The sequence below is a fragment of the Pararhizobium sp. IMCC21322 genome (assembly GCF_030758295.1).
In the GTDB taxonomy this organism is placed as follows: domain Bacteria; phylum Pseudomonadota; class Alphaproteobacteria; order Rhizobiales.
This window is the reverse complement of the sequence record NZ_CP132335.1, coordinates 3449773-3475228: the sequence shown is the minus strand read 5'-3', so window position 1 is coordinate 3475228 and position 25456 is coordinate 3449773. Positions and strand designations below refer to the sequence as shown.

Sequence of the window (25456 nt, the reverse complement as noted above, 5' to 3'; positions counted from 1 at the left end):
GTGATTTCCGCTTTCCACAATCCTTCGGATTTACCCAGTGTTCAGTGCTCCGGTCAGATCACGAATTGCCTTGCGGTAATCCGTCAGGATTTTATCGCGTTTAACGTGTCTGCCGTCCTGAACCATATGCCGCCCGGCGGACCAAAGATCGGTTATGACATGGTCATCTGCGGGGAAGCAAAATCCGTCAAACAATTGCTCTGGAGTAAGGGCGCACAGATATTGGCTTGTGCTATCTATCGCCACAAGATCTGCCAAAAATCCTGTTTCAATCTTGCCTGCGTTTCGGTTGATGGCTTGAGCGCTACCATGAGCGGCACTGAGATAAAGGTTTTGCCCGACAGACCCTGATTTTTTTACCAATATGTTGCGGTTCAAATCGCGCATGCGTTGGCTGTATTCCAATGTGCGCAGTTCTTCCGCCACCGAAATTCGGATATTTGAATCCGACCCAATGCCGAATTTTCCACCCGCCTCAAGGAATGTGGCTCCATTGAACGGCCCATCACCCAGATTGGCTTCTGTTATGGGGCACAGGCCTACCACGGCGCCAGAGCGGGCAAGGGCTTTGGTTTCTGCATCGGTCATGTGCGTTGCGTGAATGAGGCACCAGTTTGGTGTTACATCATGATGCTCCAGCAACCATTCTACAGGCCTTTGTCCCAGCCATTGAGAGACTTCAAGAACTTCCTTCGGCTGTTCGGCAATGTGCATGTGGATTGGCCCTGTGTCATGGCGCGATATGAGTTCGCTCAATTCTTCAGGGGAGGTCGCGCGTAGTGAATGGGGCGCAATGCCAAGCTGGTAATCTGCCGGTGTATCGATCATTGCCAGTTCAATTTCTTCCAGTAACAGGAAGAACTCGTCGACAGAATTGCCAAAACGCTTCTGGCCTCCTGCCAGCGGTGCTTTCTCAACGCCGCCATAAGTGTACAGCACCGGCAGATGCGTAAGCCCGATGCCGGTTTTCAATGCTGCCGCAAGAATGCGCGCTGATAGTTCTGAGCGATTGTCATAGAATTGCCCGCCAGGCTGGTGGTGGACATAGTGAAACTCTCCAACGGATGCATATCCAGCTTCCTGCATTTCCATGAAAACCAGGGCTGCAATGGCTTCCATCTGCTCTGGCGTGAGGTGGTCCAGAAACTTGTACATCAGGGTCCGCCATGTCCAGAAACTGTCTCGTCCGGCGGCACGGTACTCAGTCATGCCGGCCATGGCGCGTTGAAAGCTGTGGCTGTGCAAATTCGCCTGTGCTGGCAAAAGCGTATCTACCTGAATGTCGGCTGGATCAGCGCTTACCACTCTCTCAATTTCGGTGATTGTGCCGTCATCAATGGTGACGCGCACATTTTCAGTCCAGTTGGTTGAGAGCCAGGCACGATTTGAAAAGATTCTCATCTGACATTCCTTATGTATAGACATATTATTCTTACCGGATTATGGTGGGGTCTGACAATCACAAAATTGAAGAGCGATGACCCACGATCCTTATGTCCTGACCTGTCGATCAGCCGCAACGATGAGCCCTGATAGCGGCGAAGCGTATGGCTTGCTGGAAAACGCTGCCATTGCGGTTGCTGATGGAATGATCGTTTGGGTTGGCCCAGAGGCTGACTTGCCCGACAGCTTTTCAGCATATTCCAGACATGAATTTGGTCAGAACCTGGTAACGCCTTCTCTGATTGATTGCCACACCCATGCAGTGCATGGTGGCAACCGCGCGCAGGAATTCGAGATGCGCCTGAACGGTGCCTCTTATGAGGAAGTTGCCAGGGCCGGTGGGGGCATTGTCTCAACCGTTCGCTCTACCCGGGCCGCCAGCGAAGTCGATCTGCTGGCCGATGCGCTGCCACGCATTGACGCCATGATCGCAGAAGGCGTCAGTCTGATTGAAATCAAGTCGGGTTACGGGCTTGATCAAGCAACCGAGTTAAAAATGCTGAGGGTCGCACGGCGCATTGCCACGCTGCGCCCGGTCCGTATTCAAACCACGTTTTTGGGAGCTCATGCAGTTCCGCCGGAGTATAGCGGCAAGCCTGATGCCTATATTGATGATGTGTGCATTCCGACACTGCGTCTTGCTCACGCCGAAGGTCTGGTGGATGCGGTGGACGGGTTTTGCGAGGGTATTGGTTTTACACCCGATCAGATTTCACGCGTCTTTGATGTGGCGCGAGAACTTGGATTGCCGATTAAGCTTCATGCTGAGCAATTATCCAATTTGGGCGGGGCAAAGCTTGCTGCTTACTATCAAGCTCTCTCGGCTGATCATCTGGAATATCTGGATGAAGATGGGGTGGCTGCGATGGCACGCTGTGGCACGGTCGCCGTGTTATTGCCCGGCGCATTCTACACACTTCGCGAAACCCAAAAGCCGCCTGTTTCGCTGATGCGCAAACACGGTGTGACTATGGCTGTGGCGACTGACTGCAATCCGGGTTCGTCGCCGACTTCATCGCTGCTCCTATCCATGAATATGGCCTGCACGTTGTTTCGAATGACGCCGGAAGAAGCCTTGGCGGGCGCGACGCGCAATGCCGCGTCAGCTTTGGGTCTTTCAGACACGGGAACAATTGCAATTGGCCAACGTGCCGATTTGGCCATCTGGAACGTCGAGCACCCTGCCGAGCTGTCCTATCGCATCGGTTTCAACGCGCTGGAAAAGCGCATTTATGGAGGCGCGTTTGACTGAGTTGGTTCTGACCCCCGGCCAGGTATCACTAAGTGAATTGGGCGATGTTTATTGGCATGGTGCGTGCGTAAAGCTGGATCGGGTTTGCAAGGACGCGGTTGAGAACGCGGCCCAGCGCATACGGATTGCCGCGCAAGGTGATGTGCCGATTTATGGCGTGAACACCGGCTTTGGAAAACTTGCCAGTATCAAAATTGCTTCGGAAGATGCAGCAACACTGCAGCGTAATCTCATTTTGAGCCATTGCTGCGGTGTTGGTGAGTCAATCCCGCGCCATATGGTTCGGCTGATGATGTCTTTGAAGCTGCTGTCCTTCGGGCGTGGTGCCTCTGGCGTCAGGTGGGATTGCGTGGAGTTGCTGGAGCAGATGCTGGCGCGGGGCGTAACGCCTGTCATCCCGGCACAGGGTTCCGTTGGCGCTTCGGGCGATCTGGCGCCGCTGGCGCATATGACCGCTGTTGTGATTGGTGAAGGCCGGGCAGAGTATCAGGGCACAGTGATGTCCGGAGCTGAGGCTCTGGAGAAAGCCGGTCTGACACCGGTTATTCTTGGCCCCAAGGAAGGTCTGGCCTTTATCAACGGAACCCAGTTTTCAACCGCGTTTGCACTGGCTGGTCTGTTTGAAGCATGGCGGGCTGCCCAGAACGCGCTTGTGACCTCCGCCATGTCTACGGATGCCATTATGGGCTCTACGGCTCCCACTCAGCCCGAAATACATGCTTTGCGGGGCCATCGCGGCCAGATCGAAGCTGCGGCCTCTATCCGTGCGCTGTTGGACGGCTCCATCATCCGCGAAAGCCATATTGAGGACGATACAAGGGTGCAGGACCCATATTGCATTCGCTGTCAGCCGCAGGTGACAGGCGCTGCGATGGATGTGTTGCGCCAGGCTGCCATGACGCTTGAGATTGAAGCGAATGCGGCGACCGATAATCCACTGGTTCTGACGGACCCGGAAATCATCGTGTCTGGCGGTAATTTTCATGCCGAGCCGGTTGGCTTTGCAGCTGACATGATTGCGTTGGCCATTGCCGAAATCGGGGCCATTGCGCAGCGCCGTATTGCGCTGATGGTCGATCCTGCGCTGAACCATGATTTGCCACCCTTTCTGACACCCAATCCGGGTTTGAATTCGGGCTTGATGATCGCCGAAGTTACGACTGCGGCTTTGATGAGTGAGAACAAACATCTGGCCAATCCGTGCGTGACAGACAGCACGCCGACCAGTGCCAATCAGGAAGACCATGTGTCCATGGCTGCCCATGGTGCGCGTCGTCTGTTGCGGATGACGGCCAATCTGAACAACATTTTGGGCGTGGAATTGCTGTGTGCGGCACAGGGGATTGAGTTTCGTGCGCCGCTGGCGACCAGCAAACCTTTGCAAAACGTTCTGGCGCGACTGCGTGCAGATGTAGAGACAATCGGTGAAGATCGTTACATGGCACCTGATCTGGAGGCCGCCTGTCAGTTGGTCTCTTCGCTGGAAATTTTGCAGGCTTCCGGGACTGACTTGCCGGAGTTGGCGGCATGAACCCGGTTGATGTAGAGCAAGGCAACAACCCTGTTGTTCTCGGCCAACCCCATGGTGGCACATATGTGCCGGAGGAACTACACGCACGGTTGAACGAGCGCGGCAAAGGCCTTGCTGATACAGATTGGCATATCACGCGCTTATATGAAGGCTTGCTGCCTGGACAGACAGTCGTGAGGGCGTCGTTTCATCGCTATGTCATTGATGCCAATCGTGATCCTGAGGGGCACTCGCTTTATCCCGGACAGAATACCACTGGCCTTTGTCCGACCACGGACTTTGATGGAAATCCTATCTGGCTGGACGGTGAAGAGCCGACCGACAGTGAATGTGAGCAGCGTCGGGTGGCCTTTCATAAACCCTATCATGATGCGCTTCTTGCTGAGATTGCGCGTGTCAAAGCCATCCACGGCTACGCCATTCTTTATGATTGTCATTCCATTCGCTCGCATATTCCTTTTCTGTTTGAAGGCACGCTGCCGGTGTTCAGCATTGGCACAAATAATGGTGTGACCTGTGCAAATTCGCTTGAAGCTGCCACTCTTGATATCTGCAGGAACGCAGTGGGTTACGACCATGTGATCAATGGGCGCTTCAAGGGTGGGTGGACGACCCGTCACTATGGCCAGCCGAAAACCGGCGTGCATGCCATCCAGATGGAATTGGCGCAGCGCGCCTACATGGATGAGGCGGTGCCTTGGACCTACCGGCCTGATCTTGCAGCGCAATTGCGTCCCTATCTGACCGAAATTCTGACGGCCCTCGGGCAAGGAATACAGGAATCAACAAGATGAATGACCCTCGTAAAAATTCTCGTGACGTCTATCCGCCCACTGGCACTGAGTTGAATGCCAAAAGCTGGCTGACCGAAGCGCCGTTGCGGATGCTGATGAACAACCTGCATCCGGATGTCGCGGAGAACCCGCACGAATTGGTGGTCTATGGCGGCATTGGTCGTGCTGCACGGACATGGCATGATTTCGATCAGATTGTTGCCAGTCTGAAAGACCTTGAAGATGATGAAACCCTGTTGGTTCAGTCCGGTAAGCCGGTTGGTGTATTCAAAACTCACAAGGACGCGCCGCGTGTCCTGATTGCCAATTCCAATCTGGTTCCGCACTGGGCAAACTGGGATCATTTCAACGAATTGGATAAAAAAGGTCTGGCGATGTATGGCCAGATGACGGCCGGATCGTGGATTTACATTGGAACGCAGGGCATTGTTCAGGGCACTTATGAAACCTTTGTTGAGGCGGGTCGTCAGCATTATGGTGGTTCTCTCACCGGTAAATGGATACTGACCGGCGGTCTTGGCGGCATGGGCGGTGCGCAGCCGCTTGCAGCCGTGATGGCCGGGGCTTGCTGCCTTGCCGTGGAATGCGATGAAACCCGTGCGGATTTTCGTCTTCGTACACGCTATGTCGATGAAAAGACCAATTCACTGGATGAAGCGCTGGCCATGATCGAGCGCTGGACCAAAGCCGGTGAAGCAAAATCTGTCGCCCTGATTGGCAATGCGGCTGATGTATTTCCGGAACTGGTGAAACGCGGAGTTCATCCCGATATTGTGACCGATCAGACAAGTGCGCATGATCCTGTTCATGGCTATTTGCCTCAGGGTTGGACCGTGGCGGAATGGCGAGAAAAACAGGAAAGCGATCCAAAGGCAGTTGAGAAAGCCGCCCGTGCTTCCATGAAAGTGCAGGTAGCTGCGATGGTGGATTTCTGGAACAAAGGCGTCCCTACGCTGGATTATGGCAATAATATCCGTCAGGTGGCCAAGGATGAGGGGCTGGAAAATGCCTTTGCGTTTCCGGGGTTTGTACCGGCGTATATTCGCCCGTTGTTCTGCCGGGGCATCGGCCCGTTCCGCTGGTGCGCGCTGTCAGGCGATCCGGAAGACATTTACAAGACCGATGCCAAGGTGAAGGAACTTATTCAGGACGAACATCTGCATAACTGGCTGGATATGGCACGCGAGCGCATTGCATTTCAGGGGCTGCCAGCCCGAATTTGCTGGGTCGGTCTTGGGGTGCGGGACAAGCTGGGCCTGGCTTTCAATGAAATGGTCCGGAATGGCGAATTATCCGCACCAATTGTCATTGGACGCGATCATCTGGATTCTGGCTCCGTGGCGTCTCCGAACCGCGAGACCGAGGCCATGAAGGACGGGTCTGATGCTGTATCAGACTGGCCACTTTTGAATGCTTTGTTGAATACGGCCAGCGGAGCGACTTGGGTGTCTTTGCACCATGGTGGCGGTGTTGGTATGGGCTTTTCCCAGCATTCAGGCATGGTGATCTGCTGTGACGGTACAGAAGATGCAGACCGGCGGATTGAACGTGTGTTATGGAACGATCCCGCCACCGGCGTGATGCGCCATGCGGATGCTGGCTACGAAGACGCTATTGAATGCGCACAGGAAAACAATCTTCGCCTGCCAGGAATCCTGGGCAATTGATCGGGTTTTCAGTCAGGCGTCTTCACATCAAAAGCCTTGCTTGCTAGAGTCTGGGCTTAGGAGGTGCAGACATGTATAAACCAACTGGCTATACGGACATTTCACCCTATCTGATTGTCGATGATGCGCAGGCAACTCTGAACTTTATTCGCGATGCGTTTTCTGGTGAGCAGCTGCGGGTGCATCTGAGAGACAATGGTGAGATCATGCATGCGGAGGCTCGTATAGGTGACAGTGTTGTCATGATCGGCCAGATGCCGGGAGGGTCCAACGCGCATATCCATCTTTATGTCTCTGACGTTGAAGCCGTGTTTGTCAGGGCCATCAATGCCGGTGGCACGCTTGTTCAAAAGCTGGAAGTGAAAGATGACGGCGACCGCAGAGGCGGTGTCCGCGACAAGAACGGCACAGTTTGGTGGGTTTCCCGGCAGGAAAGTGAAGGTTGAAGCGCTGTAAATAGTGTCTGAAACCATTTATTTGCCGGGTTCCCTGATCTCATCATGCAAAAGAAATATCGTAGTTATCCTCATTGTCTTCCACGGTCAGCGTGCCGCTTCCGCGGATCTCAATATCTTCATCATTTGTGTATCCCGGCACTGTGAATGTGGCCTTGTACTTGCCGGCGGGCACATTGGCAGTCTCGTTGAACTGAAAGCCATTTACGCCGCCCCAGCGTGCGCCTCCGCCATGGCCAATGCCTTGCAAGGTGACTGTCAGAATATTCTCTTTGTTGGTTCCTGTCGTTGCGAGTGTAATGGTGGGCATGGGATTTCCTTTCTTTTTTGCATTATTGCGGGTTTGGTTGGCTGGGCACTGACGTTGGGTCAGGTGCCTATGAGTGGGTAGGTTTCAATTTCCACTGCTATGATTTCGGGCGATTTCCGGGTTTGGGTGTAGGCGATTGTCGGCATGCTGCCGGTCAAGTCGGAGCTTGTCTGATCCAGCGCCAGCGGAATGCCCAATAATTCCAAATCTCGGTTCTGCGTGATGCTGGATTGTTGGGCCTGCGTGAGGTTCTGATCGCTTGAAAACTTAAGCGAGACATCAAAGCCCACGTAAAATGCTGACACCCGTCCGCGCAGCAGGCCACTGGACCCGAAAAACATCTCCGGGTTCTTCATATAGCTCTGGCCGACCTGCAGCAGTCCCGATTCAAACCAGTCGCCGGGGGAAAGCGTGATCTTGCCCCAATTTTTTGCGGTTATGGAAACACCACTGAACGTTCTCAGCAGGCGTTCTGGCTGGGTGGTCGGGTGGTTTGTTATCAAATCACGGGCAACTGCGCTTGGCTGTCCTCCAGCTTTAAACGATATCCGTATCGTTTGAGGCTTTCCGGGCGGTTTGGTAATTGCTTCATTGGTCCAGTTTTTACTGGTTTGACTGGCAACCCAGTTAGGGGCCCATCTGAGCACACCTGCCGGCATGATTTTGGTCCATCCGGGAGGTGCGGTTCCGCTGGCAGGACTGGATGTTGGCGCGGTGATGCGTTGCTTGGCCTGTTGCAGGCCAACAGAAGCAGGAAAGGTCGCCACATCGATCATATCGAGAAACAACCGATAGTTTTTGCTGAAACTGTCGGACGAACTGGCAAATTCGCTACCATTCTGGGTGGATTGGGGCAGATTGTCAGCCAGATAAAACTGGTTCGTCGGAATTGACCCGTTGGCCGACGTTGACCAATCCCAGTTCTGTGAGGGCACCAGCACCTGGTTTCGGCCAGTTAGCGGTGTGGCAGACCGTGAAAGAGGAGGAGGTGGAGCACGGCGCGCCATTGTAATTATCGGAGCGCCTGGCACTCTCATCTTCCTGGCGACTGGCGCGGATTCGACATCATCATCTGCGCTCGCAAATTGTGCCAGTTCGTCCAGAAATGTCGAAAAAATTCCATCCATCCTATCAACTCCTCAAACAGGTTCGGCGCGTGCGCCGAACCTGTATTGGTTTATCAAGTCAGGGTTTTTCAGTTCCGGGAAAGCCCACCGTCACACCAAGGATCACTGGATCATCGGACGTTGAACCGCCGGTGACAGTGGTGGAGTTGCCTGTGGTTGAGACATCATGTTGGTAATGGCCGCCGGAGCCGCCAAAGCTGAACGGTCCGATCCGCAAACCTGCGGAAGCGCTGATGGATTGTTCAAAGCTTTTGTAGGTGCTGCTTTTCATTGTGATCGAGAATGAAGGTTTGTAAGCAACAACGAGCCCGGTCACCATGGTGGAGCAAATGCCATTTGCACCAAACAGCGGGTGATCGCCGCCGGTCGACGAATAGGGCTGCAGGATGCTGTAGCCTGTGCCCTGGGTACCGGCATTCGCCATTTGTTTGAGGAAACCACCAATGTACCATGCACCCGGTGTGATCAGCACATTGGTTGCGGATTGCATCTTCACCGTTGCGGTGACGGAATTGTCTGACTTTGTGATGTTTGTTTCAGACCATTTTCCGCTTGCGTAAACACCCCAGAACGGTGTGCCGTAAGATACATTTGCCCCGGCCCATGATTTGGTGATGGAGCTGTCGCTTTTGGAGGCATCCAGTGTGACCGATTTTTCACCGATAGTGCCTTTGGTCAGCTCCTGACGCCAGCTTTGGCTTGATGTTGAAATGGTAAAACTCGGTTGCCATTCCAGCACGCCAGCCCCGTTGGCAACTTTGGTCCATCCACGTGGTGCATCGCCGGAGCTTGGCGAAGTGGTTGGACGGGCCATGAGTGCCAGCGCATCCGACAGTTCCGTTGGCTGGTTTGCAGCATTCAGAGACTGAATCTGCTTCAGGATTGCGTCTGCCTTTTTGGTCCAGGTTTCGGCCTCCGTTGCATAGCTGGAGCCAGGACCGGCCATCCAATCAGCAAGTGATGGATATTGCGCTTCAAAGATAACACCGCCATTCTGTTTCGCGGTGAGATAGGCAGTGTTTGCATTTGTCCAGGTTTTTGTGATCTCGTTCTGAGCGGTCGTCACATTATCGGATAAATCATTGATTTGCTGCTCAATTTCCGGGCTGTTATTAAAGCCAACATGCCCGAAAACCTGACGGTAATTGTCAAACAGGGTGGATGTCCCTACGCCGCCAAACGTGCCGACGGGGCTGTAAACAGGCGCGGCACTCATAAGCTGGTACGCCTGTGGCGCTAATTGACCGGAAGCCACCACAGGCCAGTTGAATGACTGAGGGTTGCCGAGCATCTGGAAGTAGTTATTGCCGCTGCCGAGGATCTGCTTGGTAATTTGATCATAGCTTTGGCTGAATAGATTTTGATTATCCATGGTCGTTCTCCATTGTTGAACTCAAAGTGTTCAGGCAGCCGCTGCGGGTCCGCCATTGTTAATTGGAGCCGGTGGTGGTGGGGCGGTGAAGACGAACACCAGAGGTGGATCGCTCAAATTGCTCTCAACGAGGGCGTTGGAAATGAATCCCCCCATGCCATCCAACCGGATGCCATTCACCTGGTAACTATGCAGATTGTTCAAAAACCCACCTGGCGGAGGATTTTGCGGAATGGCGTTGCAGGCAACCCAGTTGGGGCCAGCAAAACTTGCCTGATGCTGTGTCACCCACTGCATTCCGTTGTTGAGGTTTTGGACGACAACACTATGAATTTGCGGCATGATTATCTCCCTTCTCTTGCGATACATTTGTTAAAATGAAGCGCATCTTTGGGTAGATATTTTCCGTAAATGCGCAATTCAGGATTGCATAAAGAGAGGGCAGATCACCCCGCTAGGTGTTGCGCAGGGCGCAAGATAAGCGGCAAAATGATGCGTCGGATGCATTGTCAATCGTCGGAAGGGGTCGATATCACCTCGACGAGCTGGATCATCGCGGAAGTTACGGCTGGCGGATGCTTCTGCAGAAGCCGCGCCAATTCCATGGTCAAGAGAACTTTGTTCGTTGGAAATGATGTTGCTTCCAGGTTTTCGCCCAGAAACAGCCAATCCATGGAAACGCCGAGGAAACGGCATAGCGCAATGCCATGCTGCATGGAAATGGGCTCTCCCTGTTTCCAGCGACTGACCGTGCTTTCATTCACCCCCAGCGCGTGGGCGATTGCATAGGACTTCTGGAACCCACGGATTTTCAGGATCGTGCACAGTCGATTTCCCCAATGCGCCATGTTTCTCCGCCCCCCATTTTTCGTTTCAATGATGGGCAGGGATAATCTCTGGCGTGTACATAAGAAATTTATACGGTTTTAAATAGAAATTATTTTGAGGTGGCTGGGAACCTGAAATCTGCAGTCAGGCAGCAAATTCTGTCTGGATGCGGTCAATCACAATAGTGTGACTCATCCATGAGCGCACGTGATCCGTAACTCCTTTAAGACGTTGTGTCACAAAAAGGATTTACTCTATGACTTTCAGGATTTCAGGTCTTGCCGCGCTCATCGTCATGTCCGCTTCACTCGTCGTGGCGCCGGTTTCGTTTGTGAACGCGGAAACGGTTGAATTTGATGGCGGTTGGAAATCTATCAATTTCAGGTCAATACCAAAAACGAAATATGGATTTGGCGGCACAACTCTCTCGATCGAAGCCTCAAAGAGTTCATCTGTGATCTACAAGCCTGTCCCGGAATCCGCGCGTGATGCGACCAAAGCCAGTTGGAACTGGTCGGTTCAATCGTCTGTACCCGCCACAAATCTGGCGAAAAAGGGTGGGGATGACCGGAATATCGCTTTGTATTTCGTCTTTACCGATCAGAAGACCGCAAAACGTGCCGGTAACAATCCGAACATCAAAAGCCTTTTGACGAAACGCAGCAGCCGCATGCTGATTTATGTGCATGGCGGCCAGCACGGCGCGGGCAGCTATGTGCCGAGCCCTTACTTCTCTGGACGGGGAACAACCATCGTCAAGCGCGCTGCGGGGACTGGTTCATTTTCGGAGAATGTTGATCTTGCGGCAGATTATCGCCGCGCATTTGGAACCGAACCAGAGGTGCTGGTCGGTCTGGCGATATCGTCTGATTCCGACGATACTGGCAGTAATTCGCGGTCTTCGCTTAGTTCGATTACCTTGAATTAGTGCAATTAGCGCTGGATTTTGATCTGGACGTTTGAACGGCCATATTTTTTGACAAGCTTGTAGAGGCGCTTTGCATTGCTCGTGTGCAGGCGCACACAGCCATGGCTGGCCGGGCGGCCAAGACGGCTGACATGGTTGGTGCCGTGCACCGCATAGCCACGATGGAAGAACACCGAATAGGGCATTGGCGCCATGTTATAACTGCGCGAATGCCACATCTTGTGCGTGCGGGTCGGGCGGTAGCTGCCAACCGGTGTGCGATAGCCGCTCCGGCCTGTTGATACTTTCCAGGAATGTCTGGGTACACCATTAATGTAAACGCGCATCTTTTGATCAGAAAGATCCACTCTGGCGACAACTTTTGCAGCGTCTGCGTTGCCCATACTTAACGGCAACGCGAGCAACAGGCTGCAAGCCAGTAACATGGCGGTCTTTTTAAAACTGGAGAACGGCATAGTGTAGCCTTATCGAAAACTTCGGCTGGACACACTCTAGGATCGGCTTCTTTATGTTCGGTAAATTCTGTAACACTTTGTGATTAATAGAAAATTCAGGATGATTCATTGGTGGAGGCGCAAGCAATGCATTGTCTGACTGACGGATCGACCGCCAGTCTCTTAAGGGCGATTTGTTCACCACAATTTGTGCAATAGCCAAATTCGCCGTCTTCAATTCGGCTCAGTGCGCCAATGATGTTTCGCAGATCTGTGTCACGCTTGCGCTGTTGCGCCTGCGACATGGCCTGAACCTGCATGGCATCCATCCGTGACAGCCGCCCGACAGATTGCTGATCCAGGGCGACGGGTGCCCGGTCTGCTTCGGTTTGCTCTGCTGCTGTCTCAAGCAGCGCGCGTTGCTGCAGCAACTCCTTTTTGAACGTGGCGATTTGTTGAGCGGATAGCGGCATGGCACCAGTTGCTTTCAACAGTGAAATCAAGCGAATTTATCACAGGATAGGCTCTTGTATCACGAACGCAACATTCCAACCTGTCACTCTGGAGGGTCATTTAGCAGATCACTTCTGCTAATCGAGAAAGAAATCGGGCGGGGCTCAATTGCCCAAACACGAAAAATTGTGACGCTGACGGCTAGCCTTAACCGGCAAATCATTGAAAAAGAGCGCGCTAAATTATATCAAAAGGTGATTCTACCTTTTGCAGCATGGAGCATTCATTCATGACGCTACTGATCATCGGGCTCATCCTGTTCCTGGGAATCCATTCAACACGGATCTTCTTTGAACCTGTTCGGGTCTGGGCCATCAACACTTTCGGCGCTGGCAGTTGGCGGGCAATCTACACGATCCTCAGCGTTGCAGGCCTGATCCTGATTGTCTTGGGCTTCAACCCGGCTGCAGAAAATGCGAGTGTTGTCTGGGTGCCACCATTTGCATTGCTGCATGTGTCTGCGCTGCTGACGCTGCTGGCATTTGTGTTCGTGGCAGCGGCTTATCTGCCCCCCGGGCGCATCAAAGCAAACCTGAGACACCCCATGACTGTCGGTGTTCTGGTCTGGGCCAGCGCACATTTGCTGATCAATGGTATGTCGCACGAAGTGCTCTTGTTCGGTTCAATTCTGGTCTGGTCAGTGCTGGTCCTTTTTGCAGCGCTGCGGCGCGACCGGCAGATGAGCCTGGCTTTTTTGGCAGGGCCTGTGCGCAATGATCTGCTCGCCATCGTCATCGGGGCAGGGGTTTGGGCCGTTTTTGCTCTGTATGCTCATGAATGGTTGTTTGGGGTCGCACCACTCGTTTAATGGAATTAATTCGTTTCGTGATTGCCTAAGACAGACGCAACAGATATTGTCCAACCAAATCTCAAGCCGGGCGCAAATTTCTGCGACACCGGCTGTCCTTCGTTTTAGCAGTAAGGCCAGTAATGTCTGATCAATTTGCAAGAGAGGTCGATGAAGATCTCCGCAGTGAATTTCTTAAAAACATATGGGACCGTTTTGGCGTTTTCATTATTGCTACGGCTGTCATTGTTGTAGCAGCGACCGCTGGCTATCGCGGCTGGAGCTACTATCAGGAGCAGGCGGCCCAAAGTGCTGGCGATGCGTTCATGGAAGCTTTGCAACTGGCCGAAGATGGCGAGGATGCCGAGGCGCTGAAGGGATTTCAGTCAATCGCTGATGGGGGTCACGAAGGCTATGCTTCTTTAGCGCGGTTCCGCATTGCTGCGGAATTGGCCGATGAGGGCAATGTGGATGCGGCGGTTGCCGAGTTCGATCGAATTGCCGAGACGACCAAGAGCGACGAATTGAAATCACTTGCCCAGTTAAGGGCAGGGCTTCTGTTGGTGGACACAGGTACTTTGGAAGATGTTCAAACCCGTCTTGCGGTGCTTGCAAACCCCAACAGCTCCTGGCGACACAGCGCGCGAGAGTACATTGCGCTGGCAGCTTATCGGGCTGGTGACCATGAAACCGCCACAACTACATTGGATTTGATTTTGGAAGATGTTGAATCGCTCCAAAGCGTTCGGTCGCGGGCGCAGATTCTGAAAACGTTGATTGAAGGCGCGGACGCAGGGTAAGTCCGGGTTCACTGCCAGACAAAGAGCTGATTTATGAACAATACTTACGCGAAGCCGTGCAACTCAGTATCGAAACCAACTGGAGTCCGCCGCACTTTGTTCAAATTCGGAGTGCTTGGAACTGTTCTGGCGTCCCTGACCGGGTGTGCCGGCATCGATGTTCTTGCTGATAGCGTAAAGAGTATCAATCCGTTCGCGGAAGAAGAGCAATTGCTGCCCGGCGCCCGTCGTGAGGCTTTGCCGTCTTCCGACCCATTGTTGGTTTCTGGTACCAGAACGGCCTCCATCGCGCCTGCTGCCGCCTTGTCTAACTGGAACAATCCTGCCGGGAATGACGCCAACAATCCAGGAAACGTGTCTCTGTCCGGTGGTGGTGGCAACCGCGCATGGTCGGCACAAGTTGCGGAACGTCCGGGCCGCCGCAATGTTCGCGCCTCATCCGGCCCGGTTGTGGAAGAGGGGCGGGTCTATGTCTACGATCCGGAAGGCAATGTAACGGCCTCGTCACTGTCTGGGGGTGCGCGCTTGTGGCGTGTGGCCCTGAGGCCTGAAGGCGAAAAACAGCCAGCACCAGGTGGCGGCATCGCTTCCGGTGGTGGCTTTGTGTATGCAGCGACCGGTTTCAGAGAAGTTGTTGGTTTGATTGGCCGCTCGGGCCAGGAAGTCTGGCGCTATCCGTTGGAAGAGCCTGCACGTGGTGCGCCATCCTATTCAGGCGGACGGGTGTTTGTGGTGACCGCCAGCAATGAAGTTATTGCTTTGTCTGCCGCAGATGGCTCTTTGCTTTGGACCTATACCGGTATTCCCGAAACAGCCGGTATTCTGGCGGCATCCAGCCCCGCAATATCCGGCTCAACGGTCGTTGTGCCTTACTCTTCTGGTGAAATTATTGCTTTTGACGTTGAAAGCGGTGATCCCAAATGGAGTGACGCCGTGGTGCGGTCAGGACGTAATCTTGCCGTATCCGGTCTGACCGATGTATCTGGCTCGCCGGTCATTGCCAATGGAACGGTTTACGCCACAGGCGTTTCGGGCCGTACAATCGCGGTTAATCTGAGCAGCGGTGAGCGCTTGTGGGAGCGGAGCGTTGGTTCCAGTTTCACACCTGTCGTTTCCGGGAATACTGTATTCATTCAGGACCTTCAGGACCGGATGGTGGCGCTTGATCGCGCAACCGGAGAAGCCCTTTGGATCACTGAATTGCCGGTTGTTCGCAAAAAGCGTTCACGCACTGCATGGGCTGGACCTGTTCTGGCCGGCGGCGCTTTGTGGTCTGCTTCAAGCGACGGCCAGATTGCTTCTGTTGACGCTCAGACCGGCAAATTGCTGGGCACGCGAGACGTGAATAAAGATATCTATCTCAGACCAATTGCAGCCAGTGGCAGACTTCTTTTGCTGGCTGGTGATGGAACGATGATAGCCTACAATTAAGAGGATGTTCGGCGCTGTGCGTCGGTCATCTCCGGGACCCCTTTAAATGTTTACTGTTGCTATCATAGGACGCCCAAATGTGGGCAAGTCCACTCTGTTCAATCGTTTGGTTGGCAAACGGCTGGCCCTGGTTGACGATACGCCCGGCGTAACCCGTGACCGACGCTCCGGAGACGGCAAAATCGGGGACATATCCTTCAATGTCATTGATACTGCCGGCCTGGAAGAAGCAAACATAGAAAGTCTGGAAGGCCGCATGCGGGCCCAGACTGAAGCAGCTATTCTGGAAGCTGACATCTGCCTGTTCATGATTGATGCGCGTGCGGGCGTCACGCCGGTCGATGAGCATTTTGCAGATTTTCTGCGCCTAAGCGCCAAACCGATTATCCCGGTTGCCAACAAGGCAGAAGGCAAAAAGGGCGAGGCGGGCTATTACGAGGCTTACAGACTTGGCTTTGGCGAGCCTGTGCCGATTTCTGCAGAACATGGCGAAGGGATGGCTGATCTTTATCAGGCGATCCGGATCATCTCCGAAGCTGATAGGCCGGAAGGTGACAAAGCATTTGCCCCGGACGCTATCGAGCCTGAGGAACAGGAACCATTCGATCCCGATGCACCTGCTGAAGAAAAACCCAGAGGGCCAATGCAGCTCGCTGTGGTGGGTCGGCCGAATGTTGGAAAATCAACCTTCATCAATCATCTGCTTGGTGAAGAACGTATGTTGACCGGCCCGGAAGCTGGCATCACCAGAGACACAATTTCTGTTGATTGGATCTGGGATGACAATCCCATCCGCTTGTTCGATACAGCCGGCATGCGCCGTAAGGCAAAAGTTCAGGAAAAGCTTGAAAGATTGTCTGTCTCAGACAGTTTGCGAGCCATCCAGTTTGCCCAGATTGTTGTTGTCATGCTGGATGCAACAATGCCGTTTGAAAAACAGGATCTGCAGATTGCAGCGTTGATTGCCCGGGAAGGGCGCGGCTGTGTGATTGCGCTGAATAAATGGGATTTGATTGAAGACCCCGATGCAGCTCTCAAAGAGCTGCGGCTTGAGGCAACACGCCTTCTGCCGCAGATGCGCGGTGTTCCGGTTGTGCCGATTTCGGGCCTTGCGGGCAATGGCATCGATCAATTGATGAAAGCCGTGTTTCACGTTTACAAAACCTGGAATGCACGCATCTCCACGGCCAAACTCAATCGTTGGCTCGATGGCATTTTGAACCATCATCCGCCCCCCGCAGTCAGTGGCCGTCGGATCAAACTGCGTTATATGACCCAGTCCAAAACGCGGCCACCAACCTTCTTCGTGTCCTGTTCACGGCCAGAGGCTCTGCCTGCAGCTTATGAGCGATATTTGATCAATGCGTTGCGCGATGATTTCAAACTGATGGGCATTCCAATTCGGCTTATGTTCCGCAAGGGCGAAAACCCTTACGAAGGTCGTGCCAAGCGCAAATCCTAGGTGTGCTTTTCAACAAGGTTGTTCATTCGTTTGAGGTTTTGAAACCGGTTGGCGCGATCCACGCCGGTTTCATAGGTCAAAAACCCTGCCTGGCGCCCAATGTGTCGTGATCGAAACGGATAGCTGTGGCTATATCGGTTCCAGATTTCTTGCAGGCACCCAGCCTTCGGAACCGTTTTTAGCAGCACACCATATCCAGCCATGCGTCTTGTTTATGGCGAGTAATTCATCGCCAATGGCGCATGTCAGTTCCATTGCCGAAAACGCAGCGGTCGCATAATGTCTGTCAGCGACGGCTTTTACCAATGTGTTTGGTATCCAACCTTCTTTTCCGAATTGGTTTATGGCCCAAACTCACAGGTGGCCGTCCCAATGATCGGATTTTCCGGTCAACCAGACTTCCTCGCCTTGTTTCAAGATGATCGGATCCTGGTAGGTTGCTTTCCAATCAGTTTTCACGCGGTAACGTCCAAGCATCCATTGTTCCGCCAACAAGTTGAGCCTTCTGCGTGATTTTTAGAATACGATAAATATCTGGTATAGCCAATGGTTGCAAAGTCCGGTCGAAACTGCCTTTTACACAATTGATAACAGCGTAACGTGTAGCTAAAGGCCCGAAATAACTGGCGGTCCATGCTAGAAAATCAACATAATTCAGGGGTCGGAAACCGCACTTTGTTTCAAATTTGTGCACTTCGACCAAATCTGCAGAGATTTGCTCATGAACAATAAATACACCGGAAAATGCCTTTGTGGCGCAGTTACCTACGTGGCCAGCGGACCACCAATCATCGTTGCACAATGTCATTGTGAAGAATGCCGCCGATTAAGTGGCACAGGTCACACGGTCGGTGCCATGTTCCTTTCAGACTCGGTTGTTTTGAGCGGAAAGCTGAATGAATTCAAATATATGTCCGAAAAGGCATCCGAAGTTACAAAGGCATTTTGTGCAAGCTGTGGCAGTCCGATTTATGGCACAAATACGCGAACGCCCGACCATCTGACGCTAACGTTGGGTACGATGGACGACGCCACCGGGTTGAAGGTTGAAGTGGTAATCTTTGAACGTGACCGACCGCATTGGGACCAGCTTGACGAGGATGTCACTTCGTTTAGGACACAACCGGATTGGAAGCCACATGAGTAACCATTCTGAATAAATGGGTAGTCCACCCACAGCAAAAAAATCCGATCTGCCGCCATTTAAGCCAAACCCGTTCGACACTATTACCAATTGTGCAAAGGGCTGCTGAAAGCCGAAAGTTACCGTACTATTTTCCAGGATTCGATGACGCGCTACTTTGCCCCAGGCGTGGCTCTGTGCCCGCCCGCAGCCGCTGGATGTTGGCATGATGGCGTATGATCACGTACAGGCTGCCTGCGAGCACAAGCAGCCTGAAGGGTAACGGCTGCTCCACGGTAAAGATGAAGGCGACAGCAGCGAGCGCTGCCAACATTGAACTCAGGGACACAATTCGAATGATTGCGAGCACAATGCCAAAGACAATCGCAGCACCCAGACCCACAGGCCAGGACAACGCCAACAAAACTCCCAAACCAGTCGCTGCAGATTTACCGCCTGCAAAACCCAACCAAATTGAGCGGCTATGTCCTAACAAAACGGCAAGCCCTGCGAGGGAGACAGCCCAAGGCACCCAACTGGAGAGCTGTTCATTTTCGTTCCTGGAGATAGAACCAAGCTGTGCCGGTTCGCGAATGGCAGGGCCTTTTTATGCCCAGCCGAGTTGCCGCATTGATTGCGCGTCATTCCAGATCTTGGTCACGTGTCGGAGTTTGCCGCCGTCGAATTCCATCGAGTAAACGTAGTCAGCCGCCAGCGCCTTGCCGGTTGGTGGGACAGGTCCGCCTTCACCCGTCTGGGTGCCATGAAATACGGCAAAGGCCAGCACAGTGTTGCGGCCTTCATCGGCAGCAAACCCTTTGAGTTCGTAACGCCCATCAGGGATCGGCGTCAGCAATCCTGTCATCCAATTGGTGTAGTCCTCAATCGTCGTGGTGTCGGCCAGTGCATCGGCCTGACAGGCGAAAGTTGCATCCTCATGGCACCACTGTCGGCAAATGTCCCAGCCTTTTCCACTCTCGCAGGCATCAAAAAATTCCATTGCTGTCGCTTCCATAGTCATATGCAGGTCTCCATCAGTAAGGTTGGGATCTAGCCCAATTCGTTGCGTGTGATTGTGAGGATACCGAGCGCTGAAAAGCAGAACATCTGCCAAGTGGCCTATACGGGTAAAATAAATCCCTGCCAGCCTAACTCGGGGATACACTGCCAGAAGTATTGGGGACGGAGCAACAAATGCCAAAGACAAATCTTCCGCTAGACTTGTCGTCGCTTCTGGGGCGGGACAAAGAGTTATCCAAATTTCGCGCCACGCTTGGGGAACACCGGCTTGTAACTTTGACCGGAACTGGTGGCGCCGGCAAAACCCGCCTTGCAAAAGAGGTGGCGAGATCTGTTCTTGAAAATTTCAAACGCGGCGTTTGGTTCATCGATCTTGCGGGTGTATCTCACCCCGCCGGGGTTGCAGGAGCCGTATCACGATTGCTGAATGTGCTGGAAGAAACCCAAGTGCCGTTGGCGGAAACCCTGGCTCGTCATCTGGTAAACCAGGAAATTTTGCTTGTTTTGGACAATTGCGAGCAGGTTCTTGACGGTTGCGCCGATTTTGTCGAAGTCCTTTTAACATCAGCTCCGAAAACGAAGATTCTGGCAACCAGTCGTGAACCGCTTCACGTCAGTGGAGAATATGTCTGCCAGGTTTCACCACTGAGCATCGAAGATGGCATCACGCTGTTTCATGAACGCGCCAGGCAGGTTTCTTCAAGTCTCTCGTTGGACAGGACGATGGAAGGCACGATTGAGGAAATTGTAAAGCGGCTTGACGGAATCCCGCTTGCCATCGAATTGGCGTCGGCACGACTTTCCATTATGAACCCGTCCCAGATTTTATCCGGTCTTGATGAACGTTTTGCGCTTCTTACAGGTGGTCCACGGGACGCTATGACCCATCACAAATCGATGAGAGCTTCAATTGCATGGAGCTACGACCTTATGGAGCCGGACGAACAGAGGCTCGCAGAGCAGTTATGCGTGCTTCAGGGCTTCACGCTTGCCGCTGCCCGGTCAATTGGCACTGATAAGAGTTTAAGCGGGGGCACTATTTTAGACCTGCTTCAGCGATTGGTTAACATGTCGATGTTGCAGATCGACCGGTCGGGCGAAGAGCCACGTTACCGGTTTCTTGAGTCAATTCGCCACTTCCTGCTGCAAAAGCTGGAGGATGCCAGCGCGCTTGACGCGGCACATGCGCGGCACCTTTGCCATTTTGTTGACTTCGCAGAATCGCACGCTCCGCGACTTGTCTCTGGTAAGGGGCCGGAACTTCTGTCGCAAATACAGGCGGAATTCGATAATCTGGAAAGTGCATTGACCTATGCGGACAGCTTGGCCGACCCCGGAAATCTACTACGGTTGTTGACGGCGCTCAGTGCCTTTTATGAATTGCGGGGTCAGTTTCGACATGGGATCAGATGGTTTGACCGCGCGATAGCAAAGGATCCAGCACCTGACGTTCTGCTGGCTCGTGCTTTATGGGGGGCTTCTCATGTTTGCGCCTATGGAGGGCGCATGGATTTAGCGTTTCCAAAAGTGCAACGGGCCTTGGAACTTGCGCAAGAATTGGGCGATAAGTGGACCGAAGCCCGGGCGTTGGAAATCATTGGCTTTGCGCAATCTGTGTCGCAGCCGGTTCTGGCACGCGAGTCACTGCTGAAGTGCATCGCGATTGGTCAACAAATCGGCGATGACTGGGCAGAATCCCATGGCAAGAAAATGATGACGGCTGCTTTCATGTTCTCACACGATCGGGATGGTGCCAAACCTGCTATTTCCGATCTTGTTACCTGCAGCGAGTACTTCGAAAGTCGTTACCTGCTTGCCTGGGCAAAAGCACTGACCGGGTATTTCGCTCGTGACAGCGGAGATTTTGACGAAGCTGAACAAGCGCTGCAGCTTTCAATAGAAAACAGCGATTTCGTTGGGGACCCGGGGACCGGTGGTTTCGCGATGGCCTGGAATTCCGCTTTGAAAGCAGATCTGGGACAGGTGGACGTTGCGCGTGAGGAATTGCGGAACCTGATGGCCTCGGCGACGATTTCCGGGACATTCCTGGCGGTGCCCGAGGCGATGTTCCTGCTTGGCTCAATTGAGATTGCTGCAGGAAATCCCGAAGCAGCCTTGAATTTGATCGGCACTCAGGTGGGTGATTTGCGTAATGCCGGGATCCCGGTTTGGTCTGAACAGTTGGCCCTGGTCTCAGCGGCAGCTCATGTCGCTTTGAAGCAATTCACTGAAGCAGGAGAGCATCTGGATGCATCAGAAAAACAAGCTGCGTCCTTGAATAACCCGCTGATCAACGGTCTGTCGCACTTTATCCGTGGCCGGCTCGCTTTAGCCAGAAACGACATCGGTGAAGCCGAGATGCACCTGCATGAAGCGCTGGCAATACAAATCGCAGCCGGGTTGAAGCCGGGTCAGTTGCGCACGTTGGAATCTATCGCGGAAGTCCAGTTTGAAAAGGAAAAGTTTGATGATGCCGCACGGGTGCTGGCCGTTGTTGATCATGAACACACCAAAATGCGTTTGGTGCGCGGTGCTGCGGAAATGGCGGATTACAAGGTGCTGGTTGAAAAACTGCGGCAAGCCACGGGCAAAAATGAATATGAGAACATCAGGGCCTCAATGGTAAATGCCAGCCTGGACGAGGCTATTGAACTGATGTCGCGTATGCGTGGCAAACGTGCCCGACCGCTGACAGGCTGGGCAAGTCTGACCCCAACTGAGCGACGCGTGGTTTCTCTTGCAACCGAAGGGCTGACTAATCCCAAAATTGCCGAACGCATGTTCATCGCCCGAGGGACGGTCAAAATCCATCTATCCCATATCTTCGAGAAATTGGACGTCAGTTCGCGAACTCAACTGGCCACAAAAGCGGTAGCCGAAGAATTTGATGAATTGGGTCATTGAGAAGCGTCATTGTGAAATGAAAAACTTATGCAAATCATCGCAGTCCTGAACCCAAACTGAGTTAAGTTCACGTTTGGAACAGTGAAACAGAATGGACTGCTTTGAAAATCGATTGTGCTGATAATGCCGACCTGAACCAGATTGTTGACCTGAGTCATCAGTGCAATATTCTAACAAGTTTGTATCAGCTCTGGCCGTAGCCTGGAATGAGGTCAAAAACCGCGTCTTCTTGTATGTCGATCAGTTTCCCGGTTTCGCTGTATCCGGGAAGCATTGTCGCTACGATTTTTTCCGCAATTTCTGCCGGCGTTGGCAATGTGTCTGGATCTTCGCCGGGCATGGCTTTGGCGCGCATGGCAGTTCGCGTGGCACCTGGATTGATGGCGTTGACGGACATGGAAGTCTGGCGTGTTTCGCCAGCATAGGTTTTGGCCAAGGCTTCAACCGCAGCTTTTGAAACGGAATAGACGCCCCAATAGGGTTTGCATTTCCAGGCAGCGCCTGATGACAGGAACAATACACGGGCGGCGTCGGCGTGACGCAGCAGTGGATCAAGTGATCTTATGAGGCGGAAATTGGCCGTTACGTTGATGGCCATCACATTTTCCCATTCACTGGGTTTGATATGACCCAGCGGGGACAGAATGCCCAAAATGCCGCCATTAGCGACAAGGCCGTCCAGTTTCCCCCAGCGTTCGTAAATGGCACCGCCAAGGCGGTCGATCGCCTCAAAATCCTTCAGGTCCATCGGCACCAGCGTTGCTGAACCGCCCTTGGCATTGATGGCGTCATCCAAATCCTCAAGGCCACCTACGGTACGGGCGACGGCAACGATATGCGCGCCACGTTCGGCCAGTTTCAGGGCCGTGAAGTAGCCGATGCCACGGGACGCGCCGGTAACGACGATGACTTGTCCTTCAAGCGTGCGCTCGACGTTTGAACTTTGATCAGACCCGTTCCCAGATGTCATCAGCTGGCCTCAACCAGTGTCGCGATCTGACTGCTGGCGCGCTCGTTTTCCTTATCGGTCAGGCGCGTTGGATAGTCGCTGGTAAAGCAGGCATCACAATATTGCGGCTGATTGTTGTTACGGGCATCTTCGCCAACGGCGCGATAGAGGCCGTCAAGGCTGAGAAATGCCAGTGAATCCACTTTTATGTAGTCCGCCATTTCGGCGATGGACATGCGGGATGCGAGCAGCTTTGATTTTTCCGGAGTATCAACCCCATAGTAGCAGGGGCTTTTTGTCGGCGGGCTTGCAATGCGCATATGCACCTCCGAGGCACCTGCATCGCGCACCATCTGGACGATCTTGCTGGAGGTAGTGCCTCTGACAATGGAATCATCGACCAGCACAACACGGCGGCCTTTGAGCACTGAACTGTTGGCGTTGTGTTTCAGTTTAACACCCATATGCCGAATGGAGTCGGATGGCTGAATGAAGGTCCGTCCCACATAGTGATTGCGAATAATGCCAAGATCGAATGGCAGTCCGCTTTGTTCAGCATAGCCGATGGCGGCCGGGGTGCCGGAATCAGGAACCGGAACCACAATGTCTGCGTCGGCCGGAAACTCTGTGGCCAGTTCCTTGCCGATCAATTTGCGCACGTCATAAACGCTGGTGCCCTGAATAATGGAGTCGGGCCGTGCAAAATAGACATGTTCAAAGATGCAGGAGCGGGACTTCTGGGGGTCAAATGGACGCAGGCTTTCAATGCCGTCATGGGTAATGACAACCATCTCACCAGGGTCAATCTCGCGCACGAAACGCGCGCCGATAATATCCAGTGCGCAGGTTTCCGAGGCCAGAATATACGCACCATCAAGGTCGCCCAAAACCAACGGGCGAACGCCAAGCGGATCGCGGCAGCCGATCATCTTTTTGCGGGAAAGGGCAACCAGTGAATATGCGCCTTCAATCTGATTGAGGGAATCCACAATGCGGTCTACCAGCGGTCCTTTTTCGCTGGTGGCAATCAGATGAATGATAACTTCGGTATCGGATGTCGATTGAAAGATGGAGCCGCGCATCTGCAACTCGCGTTTCAGCGTGTGGGCGTTTGTCAGATTGCCATTATGGGCAACGGCAAAACCGCCCCCGGCAAATTCCGCGAACAGGGGCTGAACATTGCGAAGGCCAGCACCGCCGGTTGTTGCATAGCGGTTGTGGCCGATTGCCCGGTCACCGGAAAGCCGTTTGATAACAGCTGGCTTGGTAAAATTATCGCCGACCAGACCGATATGACGTTCGGTGTAAAACTGATGCCCGTCAAACGATACAATGCCTGCAGCTTCCTGACCGCGATGTTGCAGCGCGTGAAGGCCCAGTGTTGTGATAGCACCCGCATCTGAATGGCCAAAGACACCGAAGACGCCACATTCTTCATGAAGTTTGTCGTCGTTCGGGAGCATGGTCAGGTTTCCGGGCTGGCGTTGATGATACGTTCTACGTTTCTGGTATCGTCCTGAGGAATGCTTGTCGTATCGTCGTCCTGAAGTGCAGGCAGTTCTTCACTGTCCTGAATGGTCGGGTTTGCTGGTGTTGTTGAACCGGACGTTCCGGATGTCGAATTATCAGGTGAGGATGAGCGTGGCACGCTTGCACCGGAGCCTGACAAGTTCGGTGCCGGGACAGATGAGTCCGGATCATCATTTGGCAGGACCGTATTATCCGGTTCAGAACTACTGCCAAAGAATTCGGTAATTGTTGACTGCAGGTCCTCGGGCAACGCGGCGGTAATACGCCCACCAATTTCCATAAGAATTGGAAGCGACAGCGCATTGGTAACCCAGGCGGGGCGTTTTTCGCGCTGCACCAGGCCGTTGAAAAGCATCATGGCCACAACCACAATCAGCAGGCCGCGCAACGCGCCAAACATAAAGCCCAAAGTTCTGTCTATTGGTCCAACACCGCTGTCCAGAATGAAGTCGGAAATCCGAATTGTGACGAAGGAAACAAGGATCAGCGTTACGAAAAACACGGCTGCAGCCGACAGGGCCTGCGACAATAAATCATTGCCTACATAAGGTTCGACATAGGGCACGAGCAGTGAATGGAAAAACAGGGCTGCGGCTGCTGCGGCAATCCACGTTCCGATGGAGAAGACCTCGCGGATAAATCCGCGCATCATCGCCAGAAAGGCGGAAATCAGCATTACGCCCAGCAGTACTCCGTCCAGAATTGTAATGGACATAGGGCAGGCTCCTGGCTTTCTTAAGTGACGATTTGCTTCTTAACCTGATTATGCTGCATTGCCAAATGTTTCCATGGGTTT

Annotated in this window: 25 protein-coding genes and 1 pseudogene; 12 read left to right on the top strand and 14 right to left on the bottom strand. The window is 53.2% G+C overall.

All coding sequences use genetic code 11. From position 1 onward, the window contains the following. Nucleotides 1-30 precede the first annotated feature (30 nt). A complete protein-coding gene (locus RAL91_RS16280; RefSeq protein ID WP_306257311.1) occupies nt 31-1401 on the bottom strand; it encodes a formimidoylglutamate deiminase in 1371 nt (456 codons plus the stop codon). Nucleotides 1402-1477: 76 nt separating this feature from the next. On the opposite strand from RAL91_RS16280, the gene hutI reads away from it, so the two are divergent. The 5 genes from hutI to RAL91_RS16255 all read left to right on the top strand — a co-directional run bounded on the left by hutI (nt 1478) and on the right by RAL91_RS16255 (nt 7133). Next, a complete protein-coding gene (gene hutI, locus RAL91_RS16275; RefSeq protein WP_306257310.1) occupies nt 1478-2695 on the top strand; it encodes an imidazolonepropionase in 1218 nt (405 codons plus the stop codon). Continuing rightward, the gene (hutH, locus tag RAL91_RS16270; protein WP_306257309.1) at nt 2688-4226 is read left to right on the top strand and encodes a histidine ammonia-lyase; all 1539 of its coding nucleotides are present in this window, start codon (nt 2688-2690) and stop codon (nt 4224-4226) included. Before hutI ends, hutH begins: the two co-directional genes overlap by 8 nt. Then, nucleotides 4223-5020 (top strand): N-formylglutamate deformylase, encoded by a 798-nt coding sequence (hutG, locus tag RAL91_RS16265; protein ID WP_306257308.1) that lies wholly within the window; start codon nt 4223-4225, stop codon nt 5018-5020. The genes hutH and hutG overlap by 4 nt, the downstream gene beginning before the upstream one ends. Next, on the top strand, nt 5017-6687 hold the full coding sequence (gene hutU, locus RAL91_RS16260) for a urocanate hydratase (RefSeq protein WP_306257307.1): 1671 nt from the start codon (nt 5017-5019) through the stop codon (nt 6685-6687). Before hutG ends, hutU begins: the two co-directional genes overlap by 4 nt. A gap of 71 nt (nt 6688-6758) precedes the next feature. Next, on the top strand, nt 6759-7133 hold the full coding sequence (locus RAL91_RS16255; protein WP_306257306.1) for a glyoxalase/bleomycin resistance/extradiol dioxygenase family protein: 375 nt from the start codon (nt 6759-6761) through the stop codon (nt 7131-7133). A 52-nt stretch (nt 7134-7185) separates the two neighbouring features. On the opposite strand, the gene RAL91_RS16250 is transcribed toward RAL91_RS16255, so the two are convergent. The 5 genes from RAL91_RS16250 to RAL91_RS16230 form a co-directional block, all read right to left on the bottom strand. Further along, entirely contained in the window at nt 7186-7452 is a 267-nt protein-coding gene (locus tag RAL91_RS16250) for a hypothetical protein (RefSeq protein ID WP_306257305.1), read from the bottom strand. Between the two features lie 59 nt (nt 7453-7511). Then, entirely contained in the window at nt 7512-8579 is a 1068-nt protein-coding gene (locus tag RAL91_RS16245) for a hypothetical protein (RefSeq protein WP_306257304.1), read from the bottom strand. 58 nt (nt 8580-8637) lie between these two features. Then, nucleotides 8638-9951: a hypothetical protein gene (locus RAL91_RS16240; protein WP_306257303.1), complete on the bottom strand. Its 1314-nt coding sequence runs from the start codon at nt 9949-9951 to the stop codon at nt 8638-8640. A 30-nt stretch (nt 9952-9981) separates the two neighbouring features. Further along, nucleotides 9982-10293, bottom strand: coding sequence for a hypothetical protein (locus RAL91_RS16235; RefSeq protein WP_306257302.1), 312 nt, complete (start codon nt 10291-10293; stop codon nt 9982-9984). A gap of 167 nt (nt 10294-10460) precedes the next feature. Continuing rightward, nucleotides 10461-10799: a helix-turn-helix transcriptional regulator gene (locus tag RAL91_RS16230; protein ID WP_306257301.1), complete on the bottom strand. Its 339-nt coding sequence runs from the start codon at nt 10797-10799 to the stop codon at nt 10461-10463. Nucleotides 10800-11035: 236 nt separating this feature from the next. On the opposite strand from RAL91_RS16230, the gene RAL91_RS16225 reads away from it, so the two are divergent. Then, nucleotides 11036-11707, top strand: a complete 672-nt coding sequence (locus RAL91_RS16225; RefSeq protein WP_306257300.1) for a DUF3047 domain-containing protein — start codon at nt 11036-11038, stop codon at nt 11705-11707. 5 nt (nt 11708-11712) lie between these two features. On the opposite strand, the gene RAL91_RS16220 is transcribed toward RAL91_RS16225, so the two are convergent. Together RAL91_RS16220 and RAL91_RS16215 are read right to left on the bottom strand one after the other, a co-directional pair. Further along, a complete protein-coding gene (locus tag RAL91_RS16220; protein ID WP_306257299.1) occupies nt 11713-12132 on the bottom strand; it encodes a L,D-transpeptidase in 420 nt (139 codons plus the stop codon). A 125-nt stretch (nt 12133-12257) separates the two neighbouring features. Continuing rightward, nucleotides 12258-12644 (bottom strand): TraR/DksA family transcriptional regulator, encoded by a 387-nt coding sequence (locus RAL91_RS16215; RefSeq protein WP_306257298.1) that lies wholly within the window; start codon nt 12642-12644, stop codon nt 12258-12260. Between the two features lie 239 nt (nt 12645-12883). Between RAL91_RS16215 and RAL91_RS16210 the strand changes: the two genes are divergently transcribed. From RAL91_RS16210 to der, 4 genes are all read left to right on the top strand, one after another. Then, nucleotides 12884-13462, top strand: a complete 579-nt coding sequence (locus RAL91_RS16210) for an NnrU family protein (protein ID WP_306257297.1) — start codon at nt 12884-12886, stop codon at nt 13460-13462. Nucleotides 13463-13584: 122 nt separating this feature from the next. Beyond that, a complete protein-coding gene (locus RAL91_RS16205; protein WP_306257296.1) occupies nt 13585-14241 on the top strand; it encodes a tetratricopeptide repeat protein in 657 nt (218 codons plus the stop codon). A 33-nt stretch (nt 14242-14274) separates the two neighbouring features. Beyond that, nucleotides 14275-15672 carry a PQQ-binding-like beta-propeller repeat protein gene (locus RAL91_RS16200; protein WP_306257295.1) on the top strand — a complete coding sequence of 466 codons (1398 nt, stop codon included), beginning with the start codon at nt 14275-14277 and terminating at the stop codon, nt 15670-15672. Nucleotides 15673-15718: 46 nt separating this feature from the next. Then, nucleotides 15719-17134 (top strand): ribosome biogenesis GTPase Der, encoded by a 1416-nt coding sequence (der, locus tag RAL91_RS16195; RefSeq protein ID WP_306257294.1) that lies wholly within the window; start codon nt 15719-15721, stop codon nt 17132-17134. Between the two features lie 129 nt (nt 17135-17263). Here der and RAL91_RS25110 read toward each other — a convergent pair whose 3' ends face one another. Beyond that, entirely contained in the window at nt 17264-17389 is a 126-nt protein-coding gene (locus tag RAL91_RS25110) for an SH3 domain-containing protein (protein WP_371932551.1), read from the bottom strand. A gap of 466 nt (nt 17390-17855) precedes the next feature. Between RAL91_RS25110 and RAL91_RS16190 the strand changes: the two genes are divergently transcribed. Then, nucleotides 17856-18281 carry a GFA family protein gene (locus RAL91_RS16190; protein WP_306257293.1) on the top strand — a complete coding sequence of 142 codons (426 nt, stop codon included), beginning with the start codon at nt 17856-17858 and terminating at the stop codon, nt 18279-18281. A gap of 124 nt (nt 18282-18405) precedes the next feature. Here the strand turns inward: RAL91_RS16190 and RAL91_RS16185 are convergent. Both RAL91_RS16185 and RAL91_RS16180 read right to left on the bottom strand, forming a co-directional pair. Further along, a pseudogene (locus RAL91_RS16185) lies at nt 18406-18801 on the bottom strand (glycerol-3-phosphate acyltransferase); the annotation flags it as partial. A 63-nt stretch (nt 18802-18864) separates the two neighbouring features. Beyond that, nucleotides 18865-19278 (bottom strand): ester cyclase, encoded by a 414-nt coding sequence (locus tag RAL91_RS16180; protein WP_306257292.1) that lies wholly within the window; start codon nt 19276-19278, stop codon nt 18865-18867. A 173-nt stretch (nt 19279-19451) separates the two neighbouring features. On the opposite strand from RAL91_RS16180, the gene RAL91_RS16175 reads away from it, so the two are divergent. Further along, nucleotides 19452-22181, top strand: coding sequence for a LuxR C-terminal-related transcriptional regulator (locus tag RAL91_RS16175; RefSeq protein WP_306257291.1), 2730 nt, complete (start codon nt 19452-19454; stop codon nt 22179-22181). A gap of 184 nt (nt 22182-22365) precedes the next feature. Here the strand turns inward: RAL91_RS16175 and RAL91_RS16170 are convergent, their stop codons facing one another. From RAL91_RS16170 to RAL91_RS16160, 3 genes are read right to left on the bottom strand one after another with little or no spacing between them, the layout of a single operon-like run. Beyond that, entirely contained in the window at nt 22366-23151 is a 786-nt protein-coding gene (locus RAL91_RS16170; protein WP_306257290.1) for an SDR family NAD(P)-dependent oxidoreductase, read from the bottom strand. Further along, on the bottom strand, nt 23151-24593 hold the full coding sequence (gene purF, locus RAL91_RS16165; RefSeq protein WP_306257289.1) for an amidophosphoribosyltransferase: 1443 nt from the start codon (nt 24591-24593) through the stop codon (nt 23151-23153). Before purF ends, RAL91_RS16170 begins: the two co-directional genes overlap by 1 nt. A gap of 2 nt (nt 24594-24595) precedes the next feature. Then, nucleotides 24596-25375, bottom strand: coding sequence for a CvpA family protein (locus tag RAL91_RS16160; protein WP_306257288.1), 780 nt, complete (start codon nt 25373-25375; stop codon nt 24596-24598). Nucleotides 25376-25456: the final 81 nt, after the last annotated feature.

Coding starts and splice junctions, on each gene's coding strand:
- hutI (WP_306257310.1), top strand. CDS start 1,478: ATGACCCACGATCCTTATGTCCTGACCTGTCGATCAGCCGCAACGATG.
- RAL91_RS16245 (WP_306257304.1), bottom strand. CDS start 8,579: ATGGATGGAATTTTTTCGACATTTCTGGACGAACTGGCACAATTTGCG.
- RAL91_RS16175 (WP_306257291.1), top strand. CDS start 19,452: ATGCCAAAGACAAATCTTCCGCTAGACTTGTCGTCGCTTCTGGGGCGG.
- RAL91_RS16170 (WP_306257290.1), bottom strand. CDS start 23,151: ATGACATCTGGGAACGGGTCTGATCAAAGTTCAAACGTCGAGCGCACG.
- RAL91_RS16255 (WP_306257306.1), top strand. CDS start 6,759: ATGTATAAACCAACTGGCTATACGGACATTTCACCCTATCTGATTGTC.
- RAL91_RS25110 (WP_371932551.1), bottom strand. CDS start 17,389: ATGGAACTGACATGCGCCATTGGCGATGAATTACTCGCCATAAACAAG.
- RAL91_RS16205 (WP_306257296.1), top strand. CDS start 13,585: ATGTCTGATCAATTTGCAAGAGAGGTCGATGAAGATCTCCGCAGTGAA.
- RAL91_RS16210 (WP_306257297.1), top strand. CDS start 12,884: ATGACGCTACTGATCATCGGGCTCATCCTGTTCCTGGGAATCCATTCA.
- hutU (WP_306257307.1), top strand. CDS start 5,017: ATGAATGACCCTCGTAAAAATTCTCGTGACGTCTATCCGCCCACTGGC.
- RAL91_RS16190 (WP_306257293.1), top strand. CDS start 17,856: ATGAACAATAAATACACCGGAAAATGCCTTTGTGGCGCAGTTACCTAC.
- RAL91_RS16280 (WP_306257311.1), bottom strand. CDS start 1,401: ATGAGAATCTTTTCAAATCGTGCCTGGCTCTCAACCAACTGGACTGAA.
- RAL91_RS16220 (WP_306257299.1), bottom strand. CDS start 12,132: ATGTTACTGGCTTGCAGCCTGTTGCTCGCGTTGCCGTTAAGTATGGGC.
- der (WP_306257294.1), top strand. CDS start 15,719: ATGTTTACTGTTGCTATCATAGGACGCCCAAATGTGGGCAAGTCCACT.
- hutG (WP_306257308.1), top strand. CDS start 4,223: ATGAACCCGGTTGATGTAGAGCAAGGCAACAACCCTGTTGTTCTCGGC.
- RAL91_RS16250 (WP_306257305.1), bottom strand. CDS start 7,452: ATGCCCACCATTACACTCGCAACGACAGGAACCAACAAAGAGAATATT.
- RAL91_RS16160 (WP_306257288.1), bottom strand. CDS start 25,375: ATGTCCATTACAATTCTGGACGGAGTACTGCTGGGCGTAATGCTGATT.
- RAL91_RS16200 (WP_306257295.1), top strand. CDS start 14,275: ATGAACAATACTTACGCGAAGCCGTGCAACTCAGTATCGAAACCAACT.
- RAL91_RS16240 (WP_306257303.1), bottom strand. CDS start 9,951: ATGGATAATCAAAATCTATTCAGCCAAAGCTATGATCAAATTACCAAG.
- RAL91_RS16180 (WP_306257292.1), bottom strand. CDS start 19,278: ATGACTATGGAAGCGACAGCAATGGAATTTTTTGATGCCTGCGAGAGT.
- RAL91_RS16230 (WP_306257301.1), bottom strand. CDS start 10,799: ATGGCGCATTGGGGAAATCGACTGTGCACGATCCTGAAAATCCGTGGG.
- RAL91_RS16225 (WP_306257300.1), top strand. CDS start 11,036: ATGACTTTCAGGATTTCAGGTCTTGCCGCGCTCATCGTCATGTCCGCT.
- purF (WP_306257289.1), bottom strand. CDS start 24,593: ATGCTCCCGAACGACGACAAACTTCATGAAGAATGTGGCGTCTTCGGT.
- RAL91_RS16235 (WP_306257302.1), bottom strand. CDS start 10,293: ATGCCGCAAATTCATAGTGTTGTCGTCCAAAACCTCAACAACGGAATG.